General features: G+C 28.4%; 19 protein-coding genes, 1 other RNA gene, 1 pseudogene, 1 riboswitch and 1 other annotated feature (1 of these 23 cut by a window edge). Of the genes and pseudogenes, 4 read left to right on the top strand and 17 right to left on the bottom strand.

All coding sequences use genetic code 11. The features are described from left to right. Nucleotides 1-10 precede the first annotated feature (10 nt). From INR60_RS09155 to INR60_RS09130, 6 genes are all read right to left on the bottom strand, one after another. On the bottom strand, nt 11-688 hold the full coding sequence (locus tag INR60_RS09155; protein ID WP_194191216.1) for an ABC transporter ATP-binding protein: 678 nt from the start codon (nt 686-688) through the stop codon (nt 11-13). 4 nt (nt 689-692) lie between these two features. Next, nucleotides 693-2102 (bottom strand): ABC transporter permease, encoded by a 1410-nt coding sequence (locus tag INR60_RS09150; RefSeq protein WP_194191215.1) that lies wholly within the window; start codon nt 2100-2102, stop codon nt 693-695. 69 nt (nt 2103-2171) lie between these two features. Further along, on the bottom strand, nt 2172-3311 hold the full coding sequence (locus INR60_RS09145) for a sensor histidine kinase (protein ID WP_194191214.1): 1140 nt from the start codon (nt 3309-3311) through the stop codon (nt 2172-2174). Then, nucleotides 3299-3970: a response regulator transcription factor gene (locus INR60_RS09140; protein ID WP_194191213.1), complete on the bottom strand. Its 672-nt coding sequence runs from the start codon at nt 3968-3970 to the stop codon at nt 3299-3301. The genes INR60_RS09145 and INR60_RS09140 overlap by 13 nt, the downstream gene beginning before the upstream one ends. A 136-nt stretch (nt 3971-4106) precedes the next feature. Further along, nucleotides 4107-5855, bottom strand: coding sequence for an adenine deaminase (gene ade / locus INR60_RS09135; protein WP_194191212.1), 1749 nt, complete (start codon nt 5853-5855; stop codon nt 4107-4109). Between the two features lie 76 nt (nt 5856-5931). Next, a riboswitch (purine riboswitch) is annotated at nt 5932-6031 on the bottom strand. A gap of 118 nt (nt 6032-6149) precedes the next feature. After that, nucleotides 6150-6851 carry an SDR family NAD(P)-dependent oxidoreductase gene (locus tag INR60_RS09130; RefSeq protein WP_194191211.1) on the bottom strand — a complete coding sequence of 234 codons (702 nt, stop codon included), beginning with the start codon at nt 6849-6851 and terminating at the stop codon, nt 6150-6152. Nucleotides 6852-7027: 176 nt separating this feature from the next. Between INR60_RS09130 and INR60_RS09125 the strand changes: the two genes are divergently transcribed. Then, complete coding sequence (locus INR60_RS09125; protein ID WP_194191210.1) at nt 7028-7192, top strand: hypothetical protein; 165 nt, start codon at nt 7028-7030, stop codon at nt 7190-7192. 40 nt (nt 7193-7232) lie between these two features. On the opposite strand, the gene INR60_RS09120 is transcribed toward INR60_RS09125, so the two are convergent. Further along, on the bottom strand, nt 7233-8615 hold the full coding sequence (locus INR60_RS09120) for an MATE family efflux transporter (RefSeq protein ID WP_194191209.1): 1383 nt from the start codon (nt 8613-8615) through the stop codon (nt 7233-7235). Nucleotides 8616-8752: 137 nt separating this feature from the next. Between INR60_RS09120 and INR60_RS09115 the strand changes: the two genes are divergently transcribed. Continuing rightward, a complete protein-coding gene (locus INR60_RS09115; RefSeq protein ID WP_194191208.1) occupies nt 8753-9190 on the top strand; it encodes a MarR family winged helix-turn-helix transcriptional regulator in 438 nt (145 codons plus the stop codon). 40 nt (nt 9191-9230) lie between these two features. Here the strand turns inward: INR60_RS09115 and INR60_RS09110 are convergent, their stop codons facing one another. Continuing rightward, on the bottom strand, nt 9231-11336 hold the full coding sequence (locus tag INR60_RS09110) for a peptidoglycan-binding protein (protein WP_194191207.1): 2106 nt from the start codon (nt 11334-11336) through the stop codon (nt 9231-9233). 102 nt (nt 11337-11438) lie between these two features. Continuing rightward, a complete protein-coding gene (gene bla / locus INR60_RS09105; RefSeq protein ID WP_194191206.1) occupies nt 11439-12344 on the bottom strand; it encodes a class A beta-lactamase in 906 nt (301 codons plus the stop codon). 131 nt (nt 12345-12475) lie between these two features. On the opposite strand from bla, the gene INR60_RS09100 reads away from it, so the two are divergent. Continuing rightward, a complete protein-coding gene (locus INR60_RS09100; RefSeq protein ID WP_194191205.1) occupies nt 12476-12886 on the top strand; it encodes an LAGLIDADG family homing endonuclease in 411 nt (136 codons plus the stop codon). 42 nt (nt 12887-12928) lie between these two features. Here the strand turns inward: INR60_RS09100 and INR60_RS09095 are convergent. Further along, nucleotides 12929-13510 (bottom strand): annotated as a pseudogene (locus tag INR60_RS09095) (DNA-methyltransferase); the annotation flags it as partial. 335 nt (nt 13511-13845) lie between these two features. Between INR60_RS09095 and INR60_RS09090 the strand changes: the two are divergent. Then, nucleotides 13846-14796 (top strand): type II restriction enzyme NmeDI-related protein, encoded by a 951-nt coding sequence (locus INR60_RS09090; RefSeq protein ID WP_194191204.1) that lies wholly within the window; start codon nt 13846-13848, stop codon nt 14794-14796. 269 nt (nt 14797-15065) lie between these two features. Here INR60_RS09090 and INR60_RS09085 read toward each other — a convergent pair whose 3' ends face one another. The 7 genes from INR60_RS09085 to INR60_RS09055 all read right to left on the bottom strand — a co-directional run bounded on the left by INR60_RS09085 (nt 15066) and on the right by INR60_RS09055 (nt 21525). Further along, a complete protein-coding gene (locus tag INR60_RS09085; RefSeq protein ID WP_194191203.1) occupies nt 15066-17183 on the bottom strand; it encodes an AAA family ATPase in 2118 nt (705 codons plus the stop codon). Nucleotides 17184-17209: 26 nt separating this feature from the next. Beyond that, nucleotides 17210-17521 (bottom strand): hypothetical protein, encoded by a 312-nt coding sequence (locus INR60_RS09080; protein WP_194191202.1) that lies wholly within the window; start codon nt 17519-17521, stop codon nt 17210-17212. Between the two features lie 392 nt (nt 17522-17913). Continuing rightward, nucleotides 17914-18247: a transfer-messenger RNA gene (gene ssrA / locus INR60_RS09075) on the bottom strand. Between the two features lie 145 nt (nt 18248-18392). Next, nucleotides 18393-19133, bottom strand: a complete 741-nt coding sequence (locus INR60_RS09070; protein WP_194191201.1) for a hypothetical protein — start codon at nt 19131-19133, stop codon at nt 18393-18395. Continuing rightward, nucleotides 19126-19665 carry a sigma-70 family RNA polymerase sigma factor gene (locus tag INR60_RS09065; protein WP_194191200.1) on the bottom strand — a complete coding sequence of 180 codons (540 nt, stop codon included), beginning with the start codon at nt 19663-19665 and terminating at the stop codon, nt 19126-19128. The genes INR60_RS09070 and INR60_RS09065 overlap by 8 nt, the downstream gene beginning before the upstream one ends. A 153-nt stretch (nt 19666-19818) precedes the next feature. Next, entirely contained in the window at nt 19819-20811 is a 993-nt protein-coding gene (locus tag INR60_RS09060; protein ID WP_194191199.1) for an FUSC family protein, read from the bottom strand. Nucleotides 20812-20976: 165 nt separating this feature from the next. Beyond that, nucleotides 20977-21525, bottom strand: a complete 549-nt coding sequence (locus tag INR60_RS09055; RefSeq protein ID WP_194191198.1) for a tryptophan transporter — start codon at nt 21523-21525, stop codon at nt 20977-20979. Between the two features lie 124 nt (nt 21526-21649). After that, nucleotides 21650-21820: a binding site (T-box leader), on the bottom strand; it runs 78 nt beyond the window's last position.

The following is a 21820-nucleotide window of genomic DNA, read 5'->3' as shown; positions in this document are numbered from 1 at the left end:
CCTCCAAACCTTAACTTTTTTTATTTTTTATAAATAATAGCTTTCCTGATTTTAATCCCCAGATCTCATCTATATAAGTGCATACTCTCTTTGAGTGAGTTACTATTATTACACATTTATTTCTTTCGTGTGCTAAAGAAACTAATATATCCATAATCTTTTCTTCAGTTTCACTATCTAAGTTTCCTGTAGGTTCGTCTGCGATTATTATATCAGGGTTATGAGATAGCGCTCTTGCTATACCGACCCTTTGCTGTTCTCCCCCTGAAAGATTTAATATTTTTCTGTTTGCTTTAACTATATCTATTCCTACATCATCTAATAATTTATAAGCTAAATCTTCTTTATTTTTTTCTTTTACAGAACTTATATTCATTGATAAAAGAATATTTTCTTTTGCTGTTAAGTTTAATAAAAGGTTAAACCCTTGAAATATAACTCCTATATCCTTTGCTCTATATAAATCTCTATCTCTATCTTTTAAATTTATTCCTTTATATAAAACCTCGCCACTTTTACAAACGTCTAATCCTGATATAAGAGATAGAAGTGTACTTTTACCTTCTCCTGAACTTCCGATTATCCCATATACTTTTCCCTTATCAAAATTAACATTTACATTACTAAATACATCTTTATTTGATCCTTCATATCTATAACTTACATCTTTTAAACTCAATAAACTCATAATCTTAATTCCTTTCTGTTAATATCTTTCTTGGTTCGTATCTATTAATATATAAAATCCCAATTATAGCTGATATAAGTCCTAGAAGAATTGCGATTCCCCCTATAGCTAAGATGGAATTTAAACTTAAACTTGTAGTTATTGTCTCTATAGGTTTTACAGGATTTACTGCGCCTACACTTACCATAACTCCAGATAAGTTATCATTTTGTGCTTCTAGCTGACCTTTTAAAATCATATTTGAAACTGGGCTTGAAACTAAGTTTCCTATCCCTATCCCTATAATTAAAGATATTAATATTAATGATATTGTTTCAAATACTAACCCTAAAGCTACCTTATCTTTTTTCATTCCCATCGCTCTTAATACTCCGATTTCGTACTTTCTCTCACGAATACTAAGAATTGAAATTAAAATAAGTATGCTTCCTCCAAAGGCTAAAACTAAAACCATAAATATATTAGATATTTTTTTAAGTCCCTCTATAGGTTTTACTATATTGTTATAACTTTGTGCGTCTGTAGATACATCGTATAAATCGCTTAATCCCTTTGCGTGTGCCTCTTTATTAAAAGCTTCTAAATCATCTGGATTATTTAAAAAATATTTTACGTCTGTATTTACAGGTTCCATTTTAGATTTTGACTCTTTATTGAATTCTTTAAGTGTATCAAAAGTTGTTATAATCTCATTTTTTCTATTTAACATAGGATGTTTAAACCCTAAGTTTTGAGGCGTATTTGAATCAAAATAAATACCTGATATAGTTAATTCAAGAGGTTTGTATTTAGCTGGGTCTTCAGGATTTTGAATTTTAATTTTATCCCCTACTTTTAGCTTGTTTAACTTAGCAAAATCTTCACTAATTAAAGCTTCTCCTGACTTTTCTGGCATTTTACCTTCTGTTATTTTTCTTTTGCCGTTTTTGAATTCTTCAGCGCCTTCTTTACTTAAGCCACCTAAAACGTTAAGGTTTGGAGTCTTTGCATTTTTCAACTCTTCTCCATTAGCTGATGCCATAGATACGGCATTCATTCCATTACTTTGATTTTTATTTTCCTCTTCATCTAAAGCTTTGAGTTTACTACTATATCCTCCAAAGCTAGATGTAAATATTGTTTCTTTAAGATATTTTGATTTTGAAATATCTGTTTTCACGTCAGTTGGAATACCTTTATAAAGTTCTTCCATATCACCTTTTTTAGATAACTCATCTACCTTTTCTTGGTTTGGCTGAATAAATACTTCTGATCCATAACTGTTTTTATAGTCTTGTATTATTCCATTAGACGTAGTATTTATAATGACAGATACAGCTGTGCAAGATAGTGTAGCTATCATTATTATTAAAAGAAGTATATTCCTTCCTTTATTTCTCATTAAATTTTTAAGGGAATTTTTTAAGATATACATTTAGACACTCTCCTTTTCTTTTTAGTATAGGGTCATTATAGTAAATAAACTGTTTACTGAGTGTTAACCCTAACCTTGAAATTCAGAAAAAGATAAATAAAAACATGAACCTTTATTTATTTCGCTATCAACAACTACCACTCCATTGCACAAATCACAGACGTGTGAAACTAAACTAAGTCCTATCCCGTACCCGTCTTTATTTAAATTATTTATTCTATATTTATCATTAAATATTTTTTCTATAGATTTTTTATTCATCCCGATTCCCTTATCTTTCACTTCGATTATTACACTTTTATTTATATTTTTAACTGAAACATTTATTAAACTTCCTCTTCCGTATTTAATAGCGTTAGTTACAAGGTTTGTAACTGCACGGTAAATCCACCTCTCTTTTCCAAGTATTGTAGTGCTTCTTTCAAAGTCAAAATCAAATTCTATGTTTTTATATGTTTTTCTATAAGTGTCACAAACATTTGCGCAAACTAAAGAAACATCAACTTCTGTCATTTTTTCATCTTCTTTTAAATCACTTAAAGTTAAAATATCATCTATACTATCTGTAATATCATCTAAAAGTTTAATGTACTCATAGTTTCCATCTATCTCTAAATTAGTCCTAAGAATAGAAATTGCATTTTTTTGTTCGTGAGATAAGTAAGAATTTAACCTCTTATAATCTTCTAAGTTTTCTTTAAATTGTTCCTTTATATTTTCGTAAGCTAATCCAAAGGACTTACTAACAGAATAGGGATCAAACTCTTCATCTAAAGTATTTAGATTCTCTACGATATCTTTTATTTCTTTGTTATGTAGCCTACTTAAAAATACCCAAAGTAAAATTGAAGCTAATATAAGTATTAAAAAGAATAATACAACTACCCAAATAATGTCTTTAAATCCACTTGTTAAATAAGCTTTTCCTATATCCCTAAGTTCAACCATATTACTATTGTAAATAGTTCCATTTGGAATAGTTTGAATCCTTGCAGTAAGTGATGACTCATTATTATAAATAGATGCTGGCTCAGTTTCACTTCCAACTACACTACTTATAATAAAAGCTTTTTTATTGTATCCTATCATCTTATTTTCAACATTATTAAAAGAACCTCTTACAAAAAACACCCCAATACCTAAAATTAGTGCTAAAACTAAAGAATATATAATTATGATAATTCCGCTTTTAAAGTTTATTCTAGGCATAGATAATACCCCTTTCCTCTAATATTTATCAAAATATCTTTACCGTGTACTTTTTTAAGTTTGTTTTTAAGTCTTGATAAGTGAACTCTAAGAACTGATGAAAAAGGGTCAAAATTTTCATCATAAACGTGTTCTACTATCTCTTCACTAGATACTACAGCAGGGTGTTTAAGGCAAATATATTCTAAAATATCAAATTCTTTTATGGCTAAGTCAACCTCATTTTCCCCTATAGTTACAGTTCTATTTATGGGATTAACTTTTAAATCTCCTATTTTTATAATAGGGTTTGTTCTCCCGTGAAACCTTCTTATAACAGCATGAATTCTAGCTCTAACTTCTAATAGTTCAAACGGTTTAGTTATATAATCGTCTGCACCGTTATCAAGTCCTATAGCTAAATCAGCTATTTTGTCTCTAGCTGTAATTATTATTATTGGAATATTTAATGATTTTTCGCGAAGCCTCCTTAAAACTTCAATTCCATCTATATCAGGAAGATTCAAATCTAAAAGTATAGCATCATATTCGTTTATTGTTGCTTTTTCTTCCCCATCGATCCCAAGATTTGAAACATCTACTTTGAAGTTTTGTGATTCTAACCCTTTTTTCATAGAATCTGCAAGACTTATGTTATCTTCTATAATTAATAATCTCATATAAAATTCTCCTTAAAATCTTTAAATTATTATTACAGTATAACATTACTAATGTTTATCTAATGTTAACTCCTTAAATAATTTTATTTTACCCAAAAATAACAAAAAGGTTTAGGAAAGTCCTAAACCTTTTTTGTTATTCTGCTTCTATACTTATATGAGAAAATCTTTTAAAATCAAATAGCCCTGTATCAGTTAATTTTATTTCTGGAATAACAGGAAGAGTTAAAAATGATAAAGTTAAAAACGGGTCAAACTCTTCATTAAATCCTATCTCTTTTAAAGCTTCGTTTAAAGAATCTAATTCTTTTAAAACTTCTTTGTATTCTTTATTTGAAAGAAGCCCACCTATAGGAAGTGGCAGTTTAGAAATTACTTTTCCGCGTTTTACTATAGCTATTCCGCCGTTCATCTTTTCAAGTTCTAATGCTGCAAGAATCATATCTTTATCGTTAGTTCCAACTGTTACTATATTGTGAGAATCATGTGCTACAGAAGTTGCTATAGCACCTTCATTAAACTTAAATCCTTTAACTATTCCAAGTCCTATATTGCCAGTTTTATGATGCCTTTCTATAACCGCCATCTTTAACTGGTCTTTTAAAACAGATGGCATAAATTCTAAATTATCTAAATCTACTTTTTCTTTTCTCTTATAAGTTATTAGACTGTTTGGCTCAATCTCTATAATATTACAAATATCAGATTTTAGATTTATCTTTAAAGAGTCATCATTTAATTTTTTCATATTGATTTTAGGAAGATTTTCTTCTAAAGATTTTATATTTTCTTTAGCTTTTAAAGATTTTTCTTTAAACTTTCCATCAGATACAAAACATTCTCCGTCTTTAATAACTGTATCTATTTTAACTTTTTCTAAATCATCTAAAATAACAAGATTTGCTTTATATCCTGGCGCTATTGCTCCATACCCTTTAAGATTAAAAAACTCAGCTGCATTTAAAGTTACCATTTGAATTGCAGTTACTGGATTTAATCCACACTCTATTGCAAGTTTTACATTATAATCCACACTTCCTTCACGGATAAGATCATCTGGAAGTTTATCATCAGTGACTAAAATGCATCTTCTAGAATTAAACTCATCTACTACCCCTATAAGCTTTTTAAGTTCCTTTGCTGCAGTCCCTTCTCTTATCATAAGATACATTCCAAGGGCTAATCTTTCTTTTGCTTCTTTTTCGTTTGCGCATTCGTGGTCTGCATAAATTCCAGATGTTATATAAACATTTAATTCTTCTTTAGTTAGTCCTGTTGCATGTCCATCTATTATTTTGTTATTACTTTTAGCATCTAATATTTTTTGAAGCATATCTTCTTTTAAGCCATCTATAGCTGAAAAATCCATAAATTCAGCAAGTCCAAGCACTCTATCATTTTTATAAAACTCTCTTAAATCTTCTGAGTAAAGCTTAAATCCGCTATTTTCAAACTCAGTTGAAGGAACACAAGAAGGTAACATAACAAAAACATCTACAGGTAAATCTTTCGATGATTCAAGTATATATTCAATCCCTTTTTTCCCTGAAACATTAGAAATTTCGTGAGGGTCTGCCATAACTGTAGTTACACCGTGAGAAACTAAAACTTTAGATAACTCACGTGGAGTAAGCATAGTACTTTCAATATGCATGTGTGCGTCTATAAACCCGGGGGCTATAACCTTTCCCTTTGCATCTATTATATTTTCACCATTATATTCTCCAATTCCTGCTATAATCCCATCAGAAATCGCTATATCCCCTTCTTTTATCTCACCTGTAAATACGTTTAAAACCTTACCATTTTTAATTACAGTGTCTGCCTTCCTAGCCTTTTTAGCTACCTCTATTCTCTTTTTTAATAAAGTCATATCATTTTTCATAAAGCAAAGCTCCTTTTATAATTTTTCTAATAATTTATAAAAAAATATAACAAAAAATCCTGATTACAAAGAAAAGAGATGCACCAATTTTCTTTGTAATCAGGATTTTACGGTTCCTGGTAGAAACCCTCAAACCATATTCTTGAGGTTATACAAATAATTTTTCATTAAATTTTTACTAATTATAACTTACTGTTTGATATATTGTCAATAAATCTTCTTAAATAGATACCCTCTTTTTTTATTATATGAATAAAAAAATATAAATTTCCATCTTTAAATATAATTTATTTATTACCTCGGAAATGCTCCGTTATTTATATCTATGCAAGTTCCATTTATATATTCAGGGCAATCTGTGCTAAGCCAATAAATAGCCTTAGCTACTTCTAGCGGTTTTGCAAATCTATCTAAGTAAACACTAGATTTAATAGCACTCTTTCTGTCTTCTGGAATTACATCTAACATATCTGTTTCTACAGGTCCTGGCGCTACTGCGTTTATAACTATTCCTTTAGGTCCTAAAAGTTTTGCAAAGCTCTTCGTTGCATTTATTATTCCAGCTTTAGATACTCCGTACCAAATATCTGGGTGACCGATTTCTCCTGCAACTGAAGCTACGTTTACTATCCTTCCGTTTCCCTTTTTTATCATATATTTAGATACTTCTTTTATAAGTTCTATAGGTGCATATAAGTTTAATTTCATAAGTCTTTCCATATCTTTTTCAGCATACTCATCATATGGGATTGAATTCATAACTCCTGCATTATTTATAAGAACATCAACCTCTTTTGAGACCTTAACTAAATTTTTTATTCCTTCTATGTCAGTTAAATCATAAACTAATTTTTCTACATCTAAATTCTCATTAAATTCGAAATTTTTAAAATCCCTTGCAACTACTATTACTTTAAACCCATTTTCTAAAAATAATCTAGTACATTCAAGACCTATTCCTTTGTTTCCACCTGTTATTAATACTGTTTTTTTCATATCATCATCCTCTTCTTTTAAATCTCTGTTCCTTTTATTTAATAATACATCAATATCTTAATTAATTTCTATTTTTTCACATAAAAATAATAAAGTTTCAATTCAATTCTAAAGGATAAATATAAGATATTTGTACATACTAATCTTGTACAAATTTTTATTAAGGAGGGATATTTATGGCAAAAGATAGTCAAGTAGATAAAAAAGATTCTAGAATGGCAAAATGTAATTTTCAAACTCCTTTAACTGAAGAAGGACATAACCACAACCCTAACAGAAAACATAAATCAATAAAAACTCAAGGAGTTTCAAGCGAACATTTTAATAGATTCGGAAACTAAAATAAGCCTGATTAGAAAAGTATCTAATCAGGCTCCTATTTTATTTAAAATTTAAATCTACATTAACTATTTCCGCTTCCTCTTTATAACTTTTTATTACTCCCTTTAAAGTTACAAAATATATAGTAAACGCTAATATATCAGCTATAAAATCAGTTACAGATTGAGCGTATATAACTCCTCTAAATCCAAAGGCTTCATTTAAAATAAATATCATAGGAATAAATACAAGCCCCTGTCTAGTTATTGAAAGAATTAGAGCTGGGAAAGCTTTTCCCATAGCTTGAATTGCATTTTGAAATATAAACATTATTCCCATAACTGGCCCTGAAATCATCATAGCGCGAAGTATTTGAACCCCATATCTATAAACGCTTTCGTTATCTATAAACATCTTAACTATATCTAACGCAAACACCCAAATAAATAAAGTTAAAATACTTCCCATAATAACAACTATAATCACAGACCACTTTATAGTTTCAGAAACTCTCTTAAAGTTTTTAGCTCCATAATTATAACCTAAAAGTGGTTGAATACCTTGTCCAAGTCCCATTTGAAGAAGCACTATAATTAAGCTTATCTTTATAGCTATACCTAAAGCAGCAACAGCTGCATCACCATATTCTGCTATAACATTATTATAGACAATATTAGATAAACTCATCATAAGTTCTCCTAAAAATGCAGGAATACCTATAGCAAATACTCCAATTAAAATTCCATCAGAAACCTTAAAATATTTAAATTCTATAGATAAAATAGAGTTCTTTTTATAAAAATAAATTACGTAGTAAAGGACAGATGCGATGTTACCAATTAAAGTTGCAATTGCAGCCCCGTTTACTCCCATATCTAAACTTAAAATCATAAATGGATCTAAAACTATATTCACTAAGCACCCTAAAATAGTTCCAAACATAGCCTCCTTAGCGTTTCCTTCTGATCTAATTATGTAAGATAATCCTATTGATATTATAGAAAATGGTCCTGAAATAGCTATAATATTTAAGTAACTTCTAGAAAAATCTATAGTTTCACTACTAGTCCCTATAAATTTAAGAATGCTTTCCATAAACACCCACATCAGAATCATAATGATTATCCCAATCACTATTCCTCCATAAAAACAAAAAGAAGAAACATGCTTTGCTTTCTCCTTTTTCCCTTCTCCTAGACACCTTGAAATTAAAGAAGTTCCTCCAACTCCAATTAGCGTTCCAATAGCCATAAAAATTAAATAAACAGGTGTTGTTAGTGATACTGCTGCAACTTGAAACTCATTTCCAGTTTGTCCAACAAAAAAAGTATCAGCCACGTTATATATAATTATTACAAGCATTGCTATAATAGCTGGAATAGACAGCTTTGCTATAGCTTTAAGTATTGATTCTTTTTCAAATAAATAATTATTTTCCTTCATATTATCTCCTTCCTTAAAGATTCCTTTTATAAATAATATAATTAGTTTATAATAAAATAGTAAATAAACATTTACCTTTTATATAGTAAATAATTATTTACTATATGTCAACAAAATTAGATTTTGAGGTGAAATATATGGAAGAAACTAATACGAGTAAAACATCTGAAAAACTATTTGATTTTGTTATAAAAGTGCAACAAAAGTTAGTTAAACCTTCTGAAACTATAATAAAAGAAAATTTAACGCCTTCTCACTTTTATACTCTTTCACTCTTAGATAAAAAACCTATGATAAGAAACGATATTTCAAGAGATTTAGAAATTTCAAAGCAGCAGCTTACCCCTGTTTTAAATAAGCTTTTAGAAAGTGATTACATAACAAGGTCTAAAGACAATTCAGATAAAAGAGCTACTCTTATTGAAATAACAGAAAGAGGTCGAAACTTCTTACACAGTCAAGATAAGTTCGTATTAAACTACCTTGAAGAAAAGCTTTCTTCGCTATCCCAAACCGATATAAAAGAATTAGAAGAATCAATAAAAAAACTTAATACTATACTACAAAAATTATAAGAGAGAGTGATAAAATATTTCACTCTCCCTTTTTAAAATCTTATCTTCTTAAACTGCTTCCTGTAAAAAATCCTTCGTAAGTATCAGCGATTTTCTCCCAAGTTTTCTTATCAACTACTCCTGTTTGAGGAAGTGCAAAATTCTTTTGAAGGATTAAAACATTTTCTTTAGTAGCCTTATCAAATAAATTATCTGTATCTAAAATCCTTATTTTAAATCCGTTTTTAGAAAGGACGTTCATATACTCCTTCAAAACTGAAACAAATGCATTATCATCTCCAAGCTTTAAGTCCTCTCCCGGGAAAGGCAAAAGTATGCTTGATGTATTAATATTTCTCCCTGAATCTAAGTTTAAATAAACTAAAACTATATTTCTCCAAGTATTTATATCTACCCTTCCAGTTTTATTTAAACCGAAAACTTCTTGAAACCTTAAAACTACGTTTTGAGTTCTTCCTTCATAAATTCCATCAACATTTATCTCTGGAATCTCTTTATACTTTTCAGAGATTTTTAAAAGCATAGTTTGAAGCCTTCTAACATCTCTATTAGAAATCCCATTTCTTAAAACGTAACCTGGATAATTCGTTAAATCCTCTACTGAGTAAACTCTATCTAAATTTAAATAAACATCATAAACACTTTTAAAAAGCTTAGAATCTATTTTTTCATCTTTAGGTAATTTAAATTCTTTTATAAATTCTAATATAGTTTCTTTTGTTTCTTTATCATAAATTCCGTTTATAGGGTTAATCTTTAGCCCGTACGCGTCAGAAACTTCTCTTAAATAATACTGAAATTCTTTAACTTTGCTGCTAGCCTCTCCAAACTCTATAGGAGTTTTTGGAGGTACAGTATCAAAATCAGCATATTTTAAATCGTCTATATATATAGAACTTACTGGTTCTTGATCTAATTCTGCTAATTTAGTAACTGCTGTATAGATTGCAGATAATTTATACCAAGTAGCCCTTCCCACTATCCCATCAACTACTAAATTAAAAACTCTTTGAAAAGTCTTTACGGAATTCTCAGTTTGCCTTCCAAAAATCCCATCTACAGGATTAACTTTTGGAATTGCAGGGTAATTTCTAGAAACCCTGTTTAATTGCTGCTGAATAATAGTTACGTTAGAATTTCTGCTTCCAACCCTTAAAGCTGAGCCTGGATAAGATTCTACAAGCCCTGCTATAACAGGAGTTCTTTTTAAAATCTTATCAGTTCCATAATAATACTGTAAAATCTCTAAAGCTTTTTTTCCTTGTTTAGCTAAATCGACAGTTCCCCACTGAGATAACCCCTTGCACTTTGAAGTAGTTCCGTTGCAGTACTGAGTAAAATAAGGAGCTAAACTATTAACAAAAGAAAAATATTCATTGAAGATACCATCTACTATTTTACTTATGTTCTCAAAAACATTACCACCTCTTACGTAATATTGATCGTAAGCTGTAGAATTAGTTATTTGAAAAGAATACCCCTTATTTCTGTACCATTCTGTATATACCCTATTTAAAGCAAAGGTGATTTGAGCGTAGATATTAGCCTTTAAAGATTCCTCAGGCCAAGTTGCATAAATCTCGTGAGAAGCAACGTTTTTAATATAATCAACAAACCTAACAGTAACGTTTTGCGCTGAAGAAGTCGGAGTTCCTAGGTGAACTGTTATATATTCTGGGATATATACCTCCCTTAAGACAAATGGTTGAAATAAAGTCCCTGTCTTTTGATTCCGATTTATATTTAATAAAAGCTGGTTTGGAGGGATAACTATCCTGTTTTCAGAAGGGTTAAAAAAAGGTTGAACCGCTCCCTCTTCTTTTTCGTTTAAAGAAAGATACTGAATAGAAGTAGTTCCGTCAAAAACGCTAACTCCTTCTACAGTTACCCTTTCATACCCTGAAGCTTCAACTGAAATATCATATCTAGCATAGGGGATTATATCTTTTGGAAGAGGTTCTAAAGACTCTGATCTATCAGGGGTAGAAACAGGAATAACTCCACTTTTACCGCTTTGGTCTACGCTTTGCTCGCTTTCATAAACTACTTCTTTAGTAGTTGAATCTGTGATTTTAACTTTCGCACTAGTAACAGGCAAGGCATCTTGCGCTGTAGATAACTGTATTAATATATTTCCTTTTCCCATTCTTTACTCCAATTTTATTGTTCCTTTAACAATATATTAATTTAGGAAATCATTTGATACTAAATAAAACTCACGAAAATTACTTCGTGAGTTTTTTATAAATTAATTATTAAAATAATCTGATGTAACTTTTGCTGAATCTGATATTACGCTATCGTTATATTTAGAGTCCTTTTCTTTTTTAGTAGATAAAATCGATATAAAGATAGGCTTCTTATCTTTAGAAGTTACCATAGCTATATCGTTTCTAGTTCCAAAATCACCTGCACCGCTTTTATCAAAAACTTCAAAATCACTAGTAAAGCCTTTTCTAATTAAATTATCACCAGTTTTGTTTTTAGACATCCACTCTTTAAGTAACTCTTTCTTTTCATTAGATAAAGTATCACCTGTTAAATACTCTTTTAAATCTAATGCTAATTGCTTCGGAGTGCTCGTATCTTTAGAGTCTCCTGGAATTGCCGAATTTAATTCTGGCTCTATTCTTTCAGGGGTAGTTATATTATCCCCTATCTTTAAAAAAGATTCCTTAAAACCCTTAGGTCCCCCTAAAAGGTTAAATAAAAGATTAGCAGCAGTGTTATCACTAGAGCGAACTGCAGCTTCGCATAACTCTTTAATAGTCATCCCGCTTTTTACGTGCTCTTTAGTGATAGGTGCATAAGATAATAAATCTTTTTCGCTGTATTTAATTACTTTATCTAAATCTTTTAAAGAATACTTTTCTAAAATTGCTCCTGCAAGTAAAGCCTTTGAAGTAGAACAGTACGCAAATCTAGAGTCTTCGTTATATGTAACTTCTTTATTACTATTCTCATCTAAAGCATATATCCCAAGCTTCACGCCGTACTTTTCTTCGATCTTTTTTAATTCTGAATTATAATTAACCTCTTCTTTTTGTTTTTCTGAAACTTCTTCCTTTTTATCAGAACAACTAATAACTGAAAATATAATAACAAATAATAACGCTATTAAACTTAATGTTTTTAGACTTTTTAACTTACTCATAACCCTTAATATCTCCTATAATTTCTTTCAAATATATCTAAAAATTAAATTTCAGAAAATCATTATATCACTTTTCTAATCAATAATTCTAGTACTTTTAGGACATACTATAAATAAAGAGGTGATTAATTATGAAAGATACTGACAAGGCCTATATAGCAGGACTTATTGACGGTGAAGGAAGCATAATGCTTCAAAGAATTCATAGATCAACATACCCTTCTCCTGTAGTTTCAGTTACTTCAACTACAATAGAAATATTACACTATTTAAAGGATATAATAGGACACGGAACTATAACTAAAAAAACTAATTATAACCCTGAAAAACATAAGGATTGTTATACATATATTTTAACTTACGATAAAGCAATTAACTTACTTAAAGATATTTATCCTTATTTGATTATAAAAATAAAAAAAGAAAGGGCTAAACTTATTATTGATGAATATAAGTCTGTTACCCTTAGAAATGGTCGCTATTCAAAAGAACAATTAGCTCTTAAATTAGATTTTTATAATCGATTTATGAGTATTAAATAATAAATCTATTTGTTTCACCGTTTAAACGTATTGAAATAACCCTCATTTACCTATACGTTTATTCGCGTTTTCACAATTCTCCTTAGATACTTCAAACCCAATAAAATTACGTTTATTCTCTAAAGAAACCTTAGCAACTGTTCCCGATCCCATAAATATATCTAGTATTAAATCACCTTCATTGCTCCATGAAAGTATATGATCTCTAACTAATTTTTCAGGAAATATCGCTTCATGTTGAAACGCAATTTTATCTGTTGATTCTGACTTTCCTACACTATACCACCATATATTGTCAATAATTTTCTCTTCTTTAACAAAACCCTTAGTATTTATACTTTTCAAACTACCTTCTTTATCTAGTCTACGGGTTCCCGTTCTATTTCTCCCATGATGTTTGCATACCTCTTTGAGTGGATTAAATACCCTTACCTTTCCTTTACTAAATACGAACATATACTCAAAGCCTTGTTCGTATCTAGTATGATTTAATGGCGGAGGGTTATTTTTAGCATAAATCATAGTATCATATATGCTAAACCCCAACTCCTTAAACTCTAAAGCTTGTCTAAATGATGTTCCTGATTCTGAATAGTTTTTTGTTTGATCATTTACCACCCAAACTACTACTCCACCTTTTTAACTACCCTATATAATTCTTTAACCACTTCTAAAAAATAATAATGTGTAAATACATACCCGTCGTAACTCCTTAGATTATCATATGGCGGAGACGTAATGACCATATCTATTGATTCATTATCAATTTTATTTAGTCCAGATAAACAATCACAATTATATATTTTATTTAATTCCAAAACTACACCTATAAATAATTACTATACACAAAATATATATTCACCCAACTATTATCTTATAACTAAATTATTCATGTATATTTTTAGATAATTAATGAAAAAAATAATTATATCAAAATATTATTTATAAAGGAGATACTTATGGATTTACATAAAAAACTTAAAGAAAAGCTACAAAAAAATAATTTAGTTTCTCATATTGACCAAATTACAGCTTGTGGTAATCATGGTTTCACTGACCTGCATTTTACTAAATTATCACAAAGAATAACTAATGATAGCAAATACTATATTGCATTAAATATAGATGATAATCCTATAATACTTTATCATCCTAACTTATATAATCTTAAAGAAGAAATTAATGATAAAATGATAAAAAATAATTATTTTGGTGGTTATGATAAAAAGAATAATAGAGTTATTCTACATTATGAATCTGATGGTATATTTAGAATCGGTAATAAACATGGGCCTGAAAAATTTCTTGCTCAATTTGATTTATGTGATTTTCACCTTCTTGCTAAAAGAAAAAACTACAAATTCTTTATTGAATGCTTACCAAATAAAGATAAACATAGAGCTATACAAATATTACTCTGCGAGTTAGGTATATCACTCGGTTTTAAAACAAAAGTTGCAAGAAATGATCTAAAACCAATACTATCGAAAAACTATTCTAAAGATATAAAAAACAACATTTTGAAGATAAATGATATAAATTTAAACCATATAACTGAAAGTTTATCTTTAAATAATATAGATTTAATCGATGTTTTGTGGTTAGAGAAAACTACTGATCGTATAATTGCAGCTTTTGAAGTAGAGCGAAGTAAAAATTATGACTCAGTTTTAAAAAGACTGTCTAATATATCAGACCCAAATACTTATTTAATCTGTGTTGGGAGTGATTATTTCAATTTTAAAACCACAACTCTAAATGCTATATATTCTACTTGGTTTAATTCAAGAAGATTAAACTACCTAACATTAGATTCATTATTTTCAATGTTAGAAGAAAATAAAAAATATGGTTCCTCACTACCGTTCGCATCCGTGTTAAATAATAATATAATTAAAATTTATAAATAAAAATCATACCAAATCAAAAGTTCTAATTTCATATAGTATTTATGCTATATTGCGTGTTCTATTGTTATGGTAATCTTATTTATTTTCTAAAATTACCAACATTATAAATTTACTAATATTTAATAGATTTATTTTTATTTAACTTTAATAGGGTATTTTTTTATATTGCAAATCATTTTTTATAGCTAAACTTTAAGATAAAATTATTTTGTAGAATAACTGTTCAATCTTCTAAATTTACCATTTAACTTTTCTACCATATCTTATTATTAAATAAAAAGTTTCTTTTCTATATTGTATCCACTATTTATTAAATCATTATTACATTCTTCTATAATATAGTCTGGTATTATCTCATAATCAAAAGGATTTAATTGGAATAAATAATCATTATCCACATGATAAGTTTCGTTTACAAATTTTTTAATTATATCATTAGAACTATTTTCATTTTTAATTACTCTAAAAATTTGTAGCTTTTCATAATTATTTTTAGAATTAATATAAGCGTTCATTAGAATATCATTACTTAATAGTCTATCTAGTTCAGTATCATAATTAAAATCATCTATAAACTCTTTTATTTTATAAGTTGCTTCTTCTATTTCATCATCATCCATTAAAACATCTTTTTTTATTCCATTTATCTCATTATTGATGATAGGTTCCTTTCTTTTATGAAATAAGTTTGATAGTAAGTTCCATTCTAATCCCTTGAAATCATTAATTTCATATAATCGCCTTAAATATATTAACTTATTAATATTATTATCTAGTCTAAGTATATTATCTTTCGCTATTTCAACAAATGTTTTAATATCGTAATAGCAAATTTCTTTCTCTATAATTTCCCCATTTTTATTTGATATAAAATATGCATTAGTTTTAATTTCATTAAATTTATTCTTGAAATTCTTCACCATATCTACTATGGGATCAAAATCATGAGTTAACATCAATACAGTGTTATTTCTAAAACTATTTTCTCCTTTAAATAATTTATTTATTATTGCATATTTTTTGTTTTTATCAAAAGAAGAAATAAGATCATCTAAAATTACCAAATCTGGTTTCTTACTTAAAGTTTCATACATAAATAGAATTAAAGCAAAGGCATTTTTTTCCCCATAACTTAAATATAAATTTGCACTATTTAATTCTTTACTACAATCTTTGTGTTGAAATACCATCTTGTACTCATTTTTTTTTGATTCTATATTTACCTCATATTTATATCCTGCATATTTTAAAAAGTTATTTATTTCTTTTTTATATTTTTCTATTCTCTTTAAAATTAAGCTTTTTTGTTTATTTATTTTTCCTTTCAATATCCCAGCTTTATTAATGAGATCATTTAATGAATTATTTATTTTTTCTATTTTTTCTTCTGTAAAATCAGTATTTAAATTTGGTAAGAAATATAAATCTATTCTATATCTTTTTATTTCCTCAATTATTTCATCAACATCTTTCAAAGAGAAAAAACTTAAATTTTTTAATTCACTAAATCTTTCTAATAAAGTATTAACTTGCGATTTAATTAATTTTAAATAGTTTATATGCTCTCTTGATAGTCCACTTATACTTTGGGTTATTTCTCTTATTTTTTTATTAGTTTCATCTGTAAAATATAATTTCAAATTATCAAACACATTCATAACTTTATTCAAATGTTCAATATGTTTTGAGTCATATTCTTCACTTACCTTTAAAACTTTTTCTTTATTACTAGTAATATCAGTTGTACAAAAAGGGCATTTACAACTAATATCTAAATATTCTTTACCAGTAACCTGCCATTTTAGCCATTTAGAATTGAGATCACTTTTTATATAATCACCGTATTCTTCTAAGCCATCAGGGATATGTATTATTTTATTACCGTTTTTCAATCCTTTTCCTATACTTCCTGCTGCTGAATATCCATTACTAGACTTTCCAAAACATTCTGTTAGAGTATTTAAGTCTTGAATTAACTTATCTAACTCTGTATTTTTATTAAATGTATCCCTAACCTCTTTTATGAGATTTTCAATTTCACTCATTAAACTATCATATTCTTCATTCTTTATAAAAACATCATAACTATTTTTTAATACCTCATCTTCTTGAAAAACATATTGATTAACATATGCTTCATTAAAAATATTTACTGTATTAACCCCTTCTAGTCCTTCTACTATAGTCGTAACCTCTTCTCCACCATTTGAATATTTAAATGGCTTTAATTCAATTAATTTTTCTTTATTCTCAATACAATATTTTATTGCTTTTGATATAGTACTTTTTCCAGTTCCATTTATTCCATACTTTATATTTAGTTGGTATTCATTTATTTCAATATTAGCTAAGTCAATGTTATTACAATTTTTTATTAATAAATTCATTTATTTCCCCCTTATACCATAAAAATTTATGAATAGATTCCCCAATCTCTTTTTAAAAACCAATTTGGTGTCCACTTAACATAATCTTTAGGGTTAAACTCTTCATTTATCATTTCAATACTTTTTATTTGTTGCGGTAATATTGATAAATTATGATTACTAGATTGACTATCTAAATCATAAAAATGATATCTATTTCTTCCATCCTTATATCGTCTACTTGGGCCGTAATCAAATGGTACACAAATTCTTTCAATTCTACCCTTTTCATATGAATCAAATACTACTTTAACTAGCTTCATATCATTTATAGCTTGTACGAAATTTTTGTTAATCATTATCATCACTCCTATATAAAAATAAAAAAAACTGTACACTTATAGTGTACAGTTTTATCTTTTGTGGATTATATGGTGGAGGCGAGGGGTCGTGTGCACCCTTAATTTCTTATACAGTATAGATTTACTATACTTAGGAACTGACTATATCTTAATCCAAAAGTTCTTTTGGATCCTTGGCGTGTTATAGAAGCTTAATATAGTTTACATCTTCTATCCTAGTATTCCTTAGATTAAAATCTTTAGGAACCTATAAGTCGATACGAGGCTGTTAGATTTCTCCACATACCTCTCGGTATTGCCATCAGCATAAGTTAAACTTATCTGTTAAGGTTTCACCGATAAAGCCAAGTTTTCATTCAAGTGTTACCACTTGACGCGACTCTGTCTTACGAATCGAACCCCTGTCCGAAAGTAGATCCGTCTAGCTTTCTACGAGCGTAGTCTGTAAATTTAAGGTTCGCTTTTGGTGACACTTACAGACAAGCGTACCAATCACTAGCTTCATAGATACCCCTCTAGCTCAAAGCTTTGCTAGACTTCGTTTCCCACTTCAATGACACCAGCTACCCTAAACGTGGGGATCCAGGACTGATGAGTAGCTTAAATTAAGCTGCTAATGCAAAATTGTCTTCTGCGTTTATATTTATTGCATACTTTATTATCGAGGCACCATGCTTCCCTCGGCTCGCTTACCAAACCTCTCTTACCCCCGTCGAAGCCAAAACGCCCCCATGTTTGTAAATTTGATTTGCAAACGCAATATTCAATTTTATGTTTTAATTATATAGCAGTACTTATCTACTGTCAAATCAATAAAATTTCCAAAAAAGCCTTATTTTTTAAAAGAATAAGGCTTTTAGATTTAAATTTATCTTAGAAAGAATTTTTCAAGCCACAAAAACCAATCTGGCAAGTCATAAAATCCTCCTTCGTAAAAAACACAAATAATTCCATAAATAATAAATACTATAGAGAAAGTCCAAAACGCAATCCACAAATACTTCATATACTTGCATTCTTTATACTTTTCTTTAAATATCTTATAAACTTGCTCCTTATTTTTAGAAGTCAGATTTATAGAAACTCTTCCTTGATAGAAGAAATAAGTCATAAAATCCGTAACTGTTCTAATCATATTATATTTATCTTTTTTAACGTAAAATTCAATATTATCTTTGTTAGGTTTTAAAGTTACCCTATCTATATCCTTATCTTCTACTATATATTCTCTCATAATCTTATTATAATATCCTACTTCGTAGATAAGCATCCTTCTATCTGTAATAAAACAATGATATCTAGAACCTACATCTATAAAAGCCATAGGAACAAACATATATTCTGCTGAATCAAAGGCCCTTAAATAATTTCTTCCGTCAATATTCCCTGTAAATTCAGATAAAATCACTTCCCCTAAATCTAATTCTTCGTAAACTCTATCCTTAACTTTATTTATGTTTTCACCTTTAATAATATCAATTAACTTTCTCTTTTTAGATTTAATTCCTTCAAAAAAGCTATATCCTATATCTTCAAAGTTTTCTATTTCTTCATCATCATATTCTTCATACACTAAATCATCTATATTTAAATCAAAACAATTACTCATAATATCCCTCCATCATTTCCTTAAGTCTAATTTTCCCTCTAGATATTCTGGTATAAACAGTTCCCTTTGAAATATTTAAAACACTCGCTATATAATCTATATCCCTATCTTCTAAATATCTCATCTTAAAAATTTCTGAGTCTGGATAAGATAAGTTTTCTATAGCTTTTTTAAGCTCTCTCTTTTCCTCTTCTTTCATAACAGACTCTTCAACACTTTCTTTATCTTTAGTTACTTCACTGTTTATATCTGATTCGTTTTTCTTTTTTCTAAGATAATCTAATGCCCTATATTTACATATAGAGATAAGCCAATTTCTAAGTTTCCCCTTCCTTGATTCAAACATTTCTATCTTAAACCAAAAGGTAACTAGCACGTCATTAAAGCACTCATCAACATATTCATTCATCCCATTTGGCAAGAGAACAGAAGCTATTACCCCGTAGCAAAGCTTTCCATACTCATTAACTAGAATATCTAAACCTTTGCTATCTCCCTCCTTAATAAGATTGATAAGTTCGCTATCTATCATAGTCTTTCCCCCTATTGTCTTTTTCCTTATATACGTATTATCTAATATATTTCTTACACTAATTTTAAAATTTATAATTTTCTTCTAAAAACAAAAAGAAACTCTCCTATATTAAAGAAAAGTTTCTTTTTATTATTTATTCTTAAATTATGATTAATTTAACTTTATATCTTCAGGGTTTCTTTTTCTAAAGATATCATATATAGGTTTGTTTACAAGTACTGCTATAACAATTCCTACAAGTACAAAGAATATTCTCATAGGGATAGATACAGATGCATCAAATAATATCATAGCTGCCGCAAGTCCGTTTATAGTCACAAAAATTATTTGGAATTTGTATGGTTTTATAAACGTATAAATAAATCCTATAACTAATAAAGCTAAAGAATCTAATGATTTTGGTAAAACAAAATTAAATAACACTAAAAATATAATAGCTCCAACAACTGTTCCAAATATTCTTTCCCCTATTCTCTTTTTAGTTTCATTGTATTCAGGTTGAGTTAATGAAAACACTGTAGAAGTTATCCACATCCCTTTTGTAAAATCAAATATAGTCCCAACAAACATCGCAATAGTTATTCCTAATGCCATTCTAAAAGCAAAGTTTACTTGAAGTGTGTCTTTATCTACATTTTTAAACATATCTCTTATTTTTCTACGATCATTTTTTTCATCAGATCTATGTGTTAAATAATAAATTAAAGCTATTAAAATTCCACCTATAAATAAACTAGCTATTCTAGTTGGTAATTCAGCCTCTGTTACAGGACTTCCTTGCATTAATATATAACATAATAAAAAAGGTAAATATAATTTCTTTTCCATATGAATTGAAAACACGTATGTTATAAAAAATACTAGCACAAAGTTAATAGGTAATCCTAAAATCGGATGATATTTAATAAAGAATGATATTATCCCCATTGATGCAAATGTACCTACTATTCCTAAAATAGCATCCTTAAAGGCTAAGTTTGTACTCATAGAGCTAAACATTAGTATTCCTGTTATTACCATTACCCCTATCAAAGTATTGCTTTCTCCAAAATAATGAGAAAAAATCTGAACGAATATAATTATTCCAACAAGAAGTACTAGTTTTCCAATTATATCTTTTAAAGTTATTTTATCTTCTGACATTTTAAATCTCCTTCTCAGCTTATCTCATCTAATTATACTACTAAAAAAAATTATATGATTGTAATTTTAACAAAAATTTCTTTATGTAAATAATATATACAAATTAAAAGAAACCTTTCTAATCTAAAGAAAAGTTTCTTTTTAAAATCTATCTAATTCTATTTACTAATTTATAGCTACTCTTTTCATAGATGTAGTTATTATTTTAAATAATACAATGCCACCAACTAAATTAATTACAGTTGCAGGAAGTACTACTGCAAAAAATAATGCACTAAAACTAGCTGGAAGCCCTGCTATTACGCTAGCTGAACCTAAGAAAGTTATTCCGCTTACTAAAGTTCCTATAGGGAAAAGAATAAACGCTTCTATAGTTCTTCTCTTTTCTTCTGCCATATTCTTTAAAACTTTAAGCTTATTTATACACATCATTATTAAAAACATAACATTAACTGTTACTAACTTATCGATAACGTTTGGAACTTGTCCCCCCGGAAACTTCGTAGTCATAGCAGTAAAGATTCCTGTTATAATAGCTGAAACTAAGCAAGTTTTGTAATTATCTCTATTTAAAATCATTATTATAAATAACATTGCAAGTGCAAAATCAGGTTGCATAGGTAGTCCTAGTGCTGGCGTTAACTGATGAAGTATTGCACCTATCCCTAATAATAAAGCTGTAATTATCATATTTTTTGTATTTTTATCTCTCATTTTTATTTCTCCTCTTTCTTTTTTATTATTTTGGTTTTTCCAGTCTGTAATATCTTCATTTCACTCCATCACTATCACCACCTTTCCTTTTTTAAGTAAATAAAAAACTCCGTCCTATTATAATAAATAGGACGGAGATACTATCCGCGTTGCCACCTAAATTGTGTTCATATGTAGAAATAAACACCACTCAATTTCAAGTACTAACATACTCTATCTGCTATAAGGTGCAGCCCACCATAAATACTACTTTAAAAATTTCGCTTTATTCCTCAAAGGCCCATTCACTAATTCC

This window comes from Clostridium chrysemydis (assembly GCF_015234215.1).
GTDB classification, from domain to species: Bacteria; Bacillota; Clostridia; order Clostridiales; family Clostridiaceae; genus Clostridium; species Clostridium chrysemydis.
The sequence above is the reverse complement of the archived record's forward strand: the minus strand, read 5'-3'. Positions and strand labels throughout refer to the sequence as shown.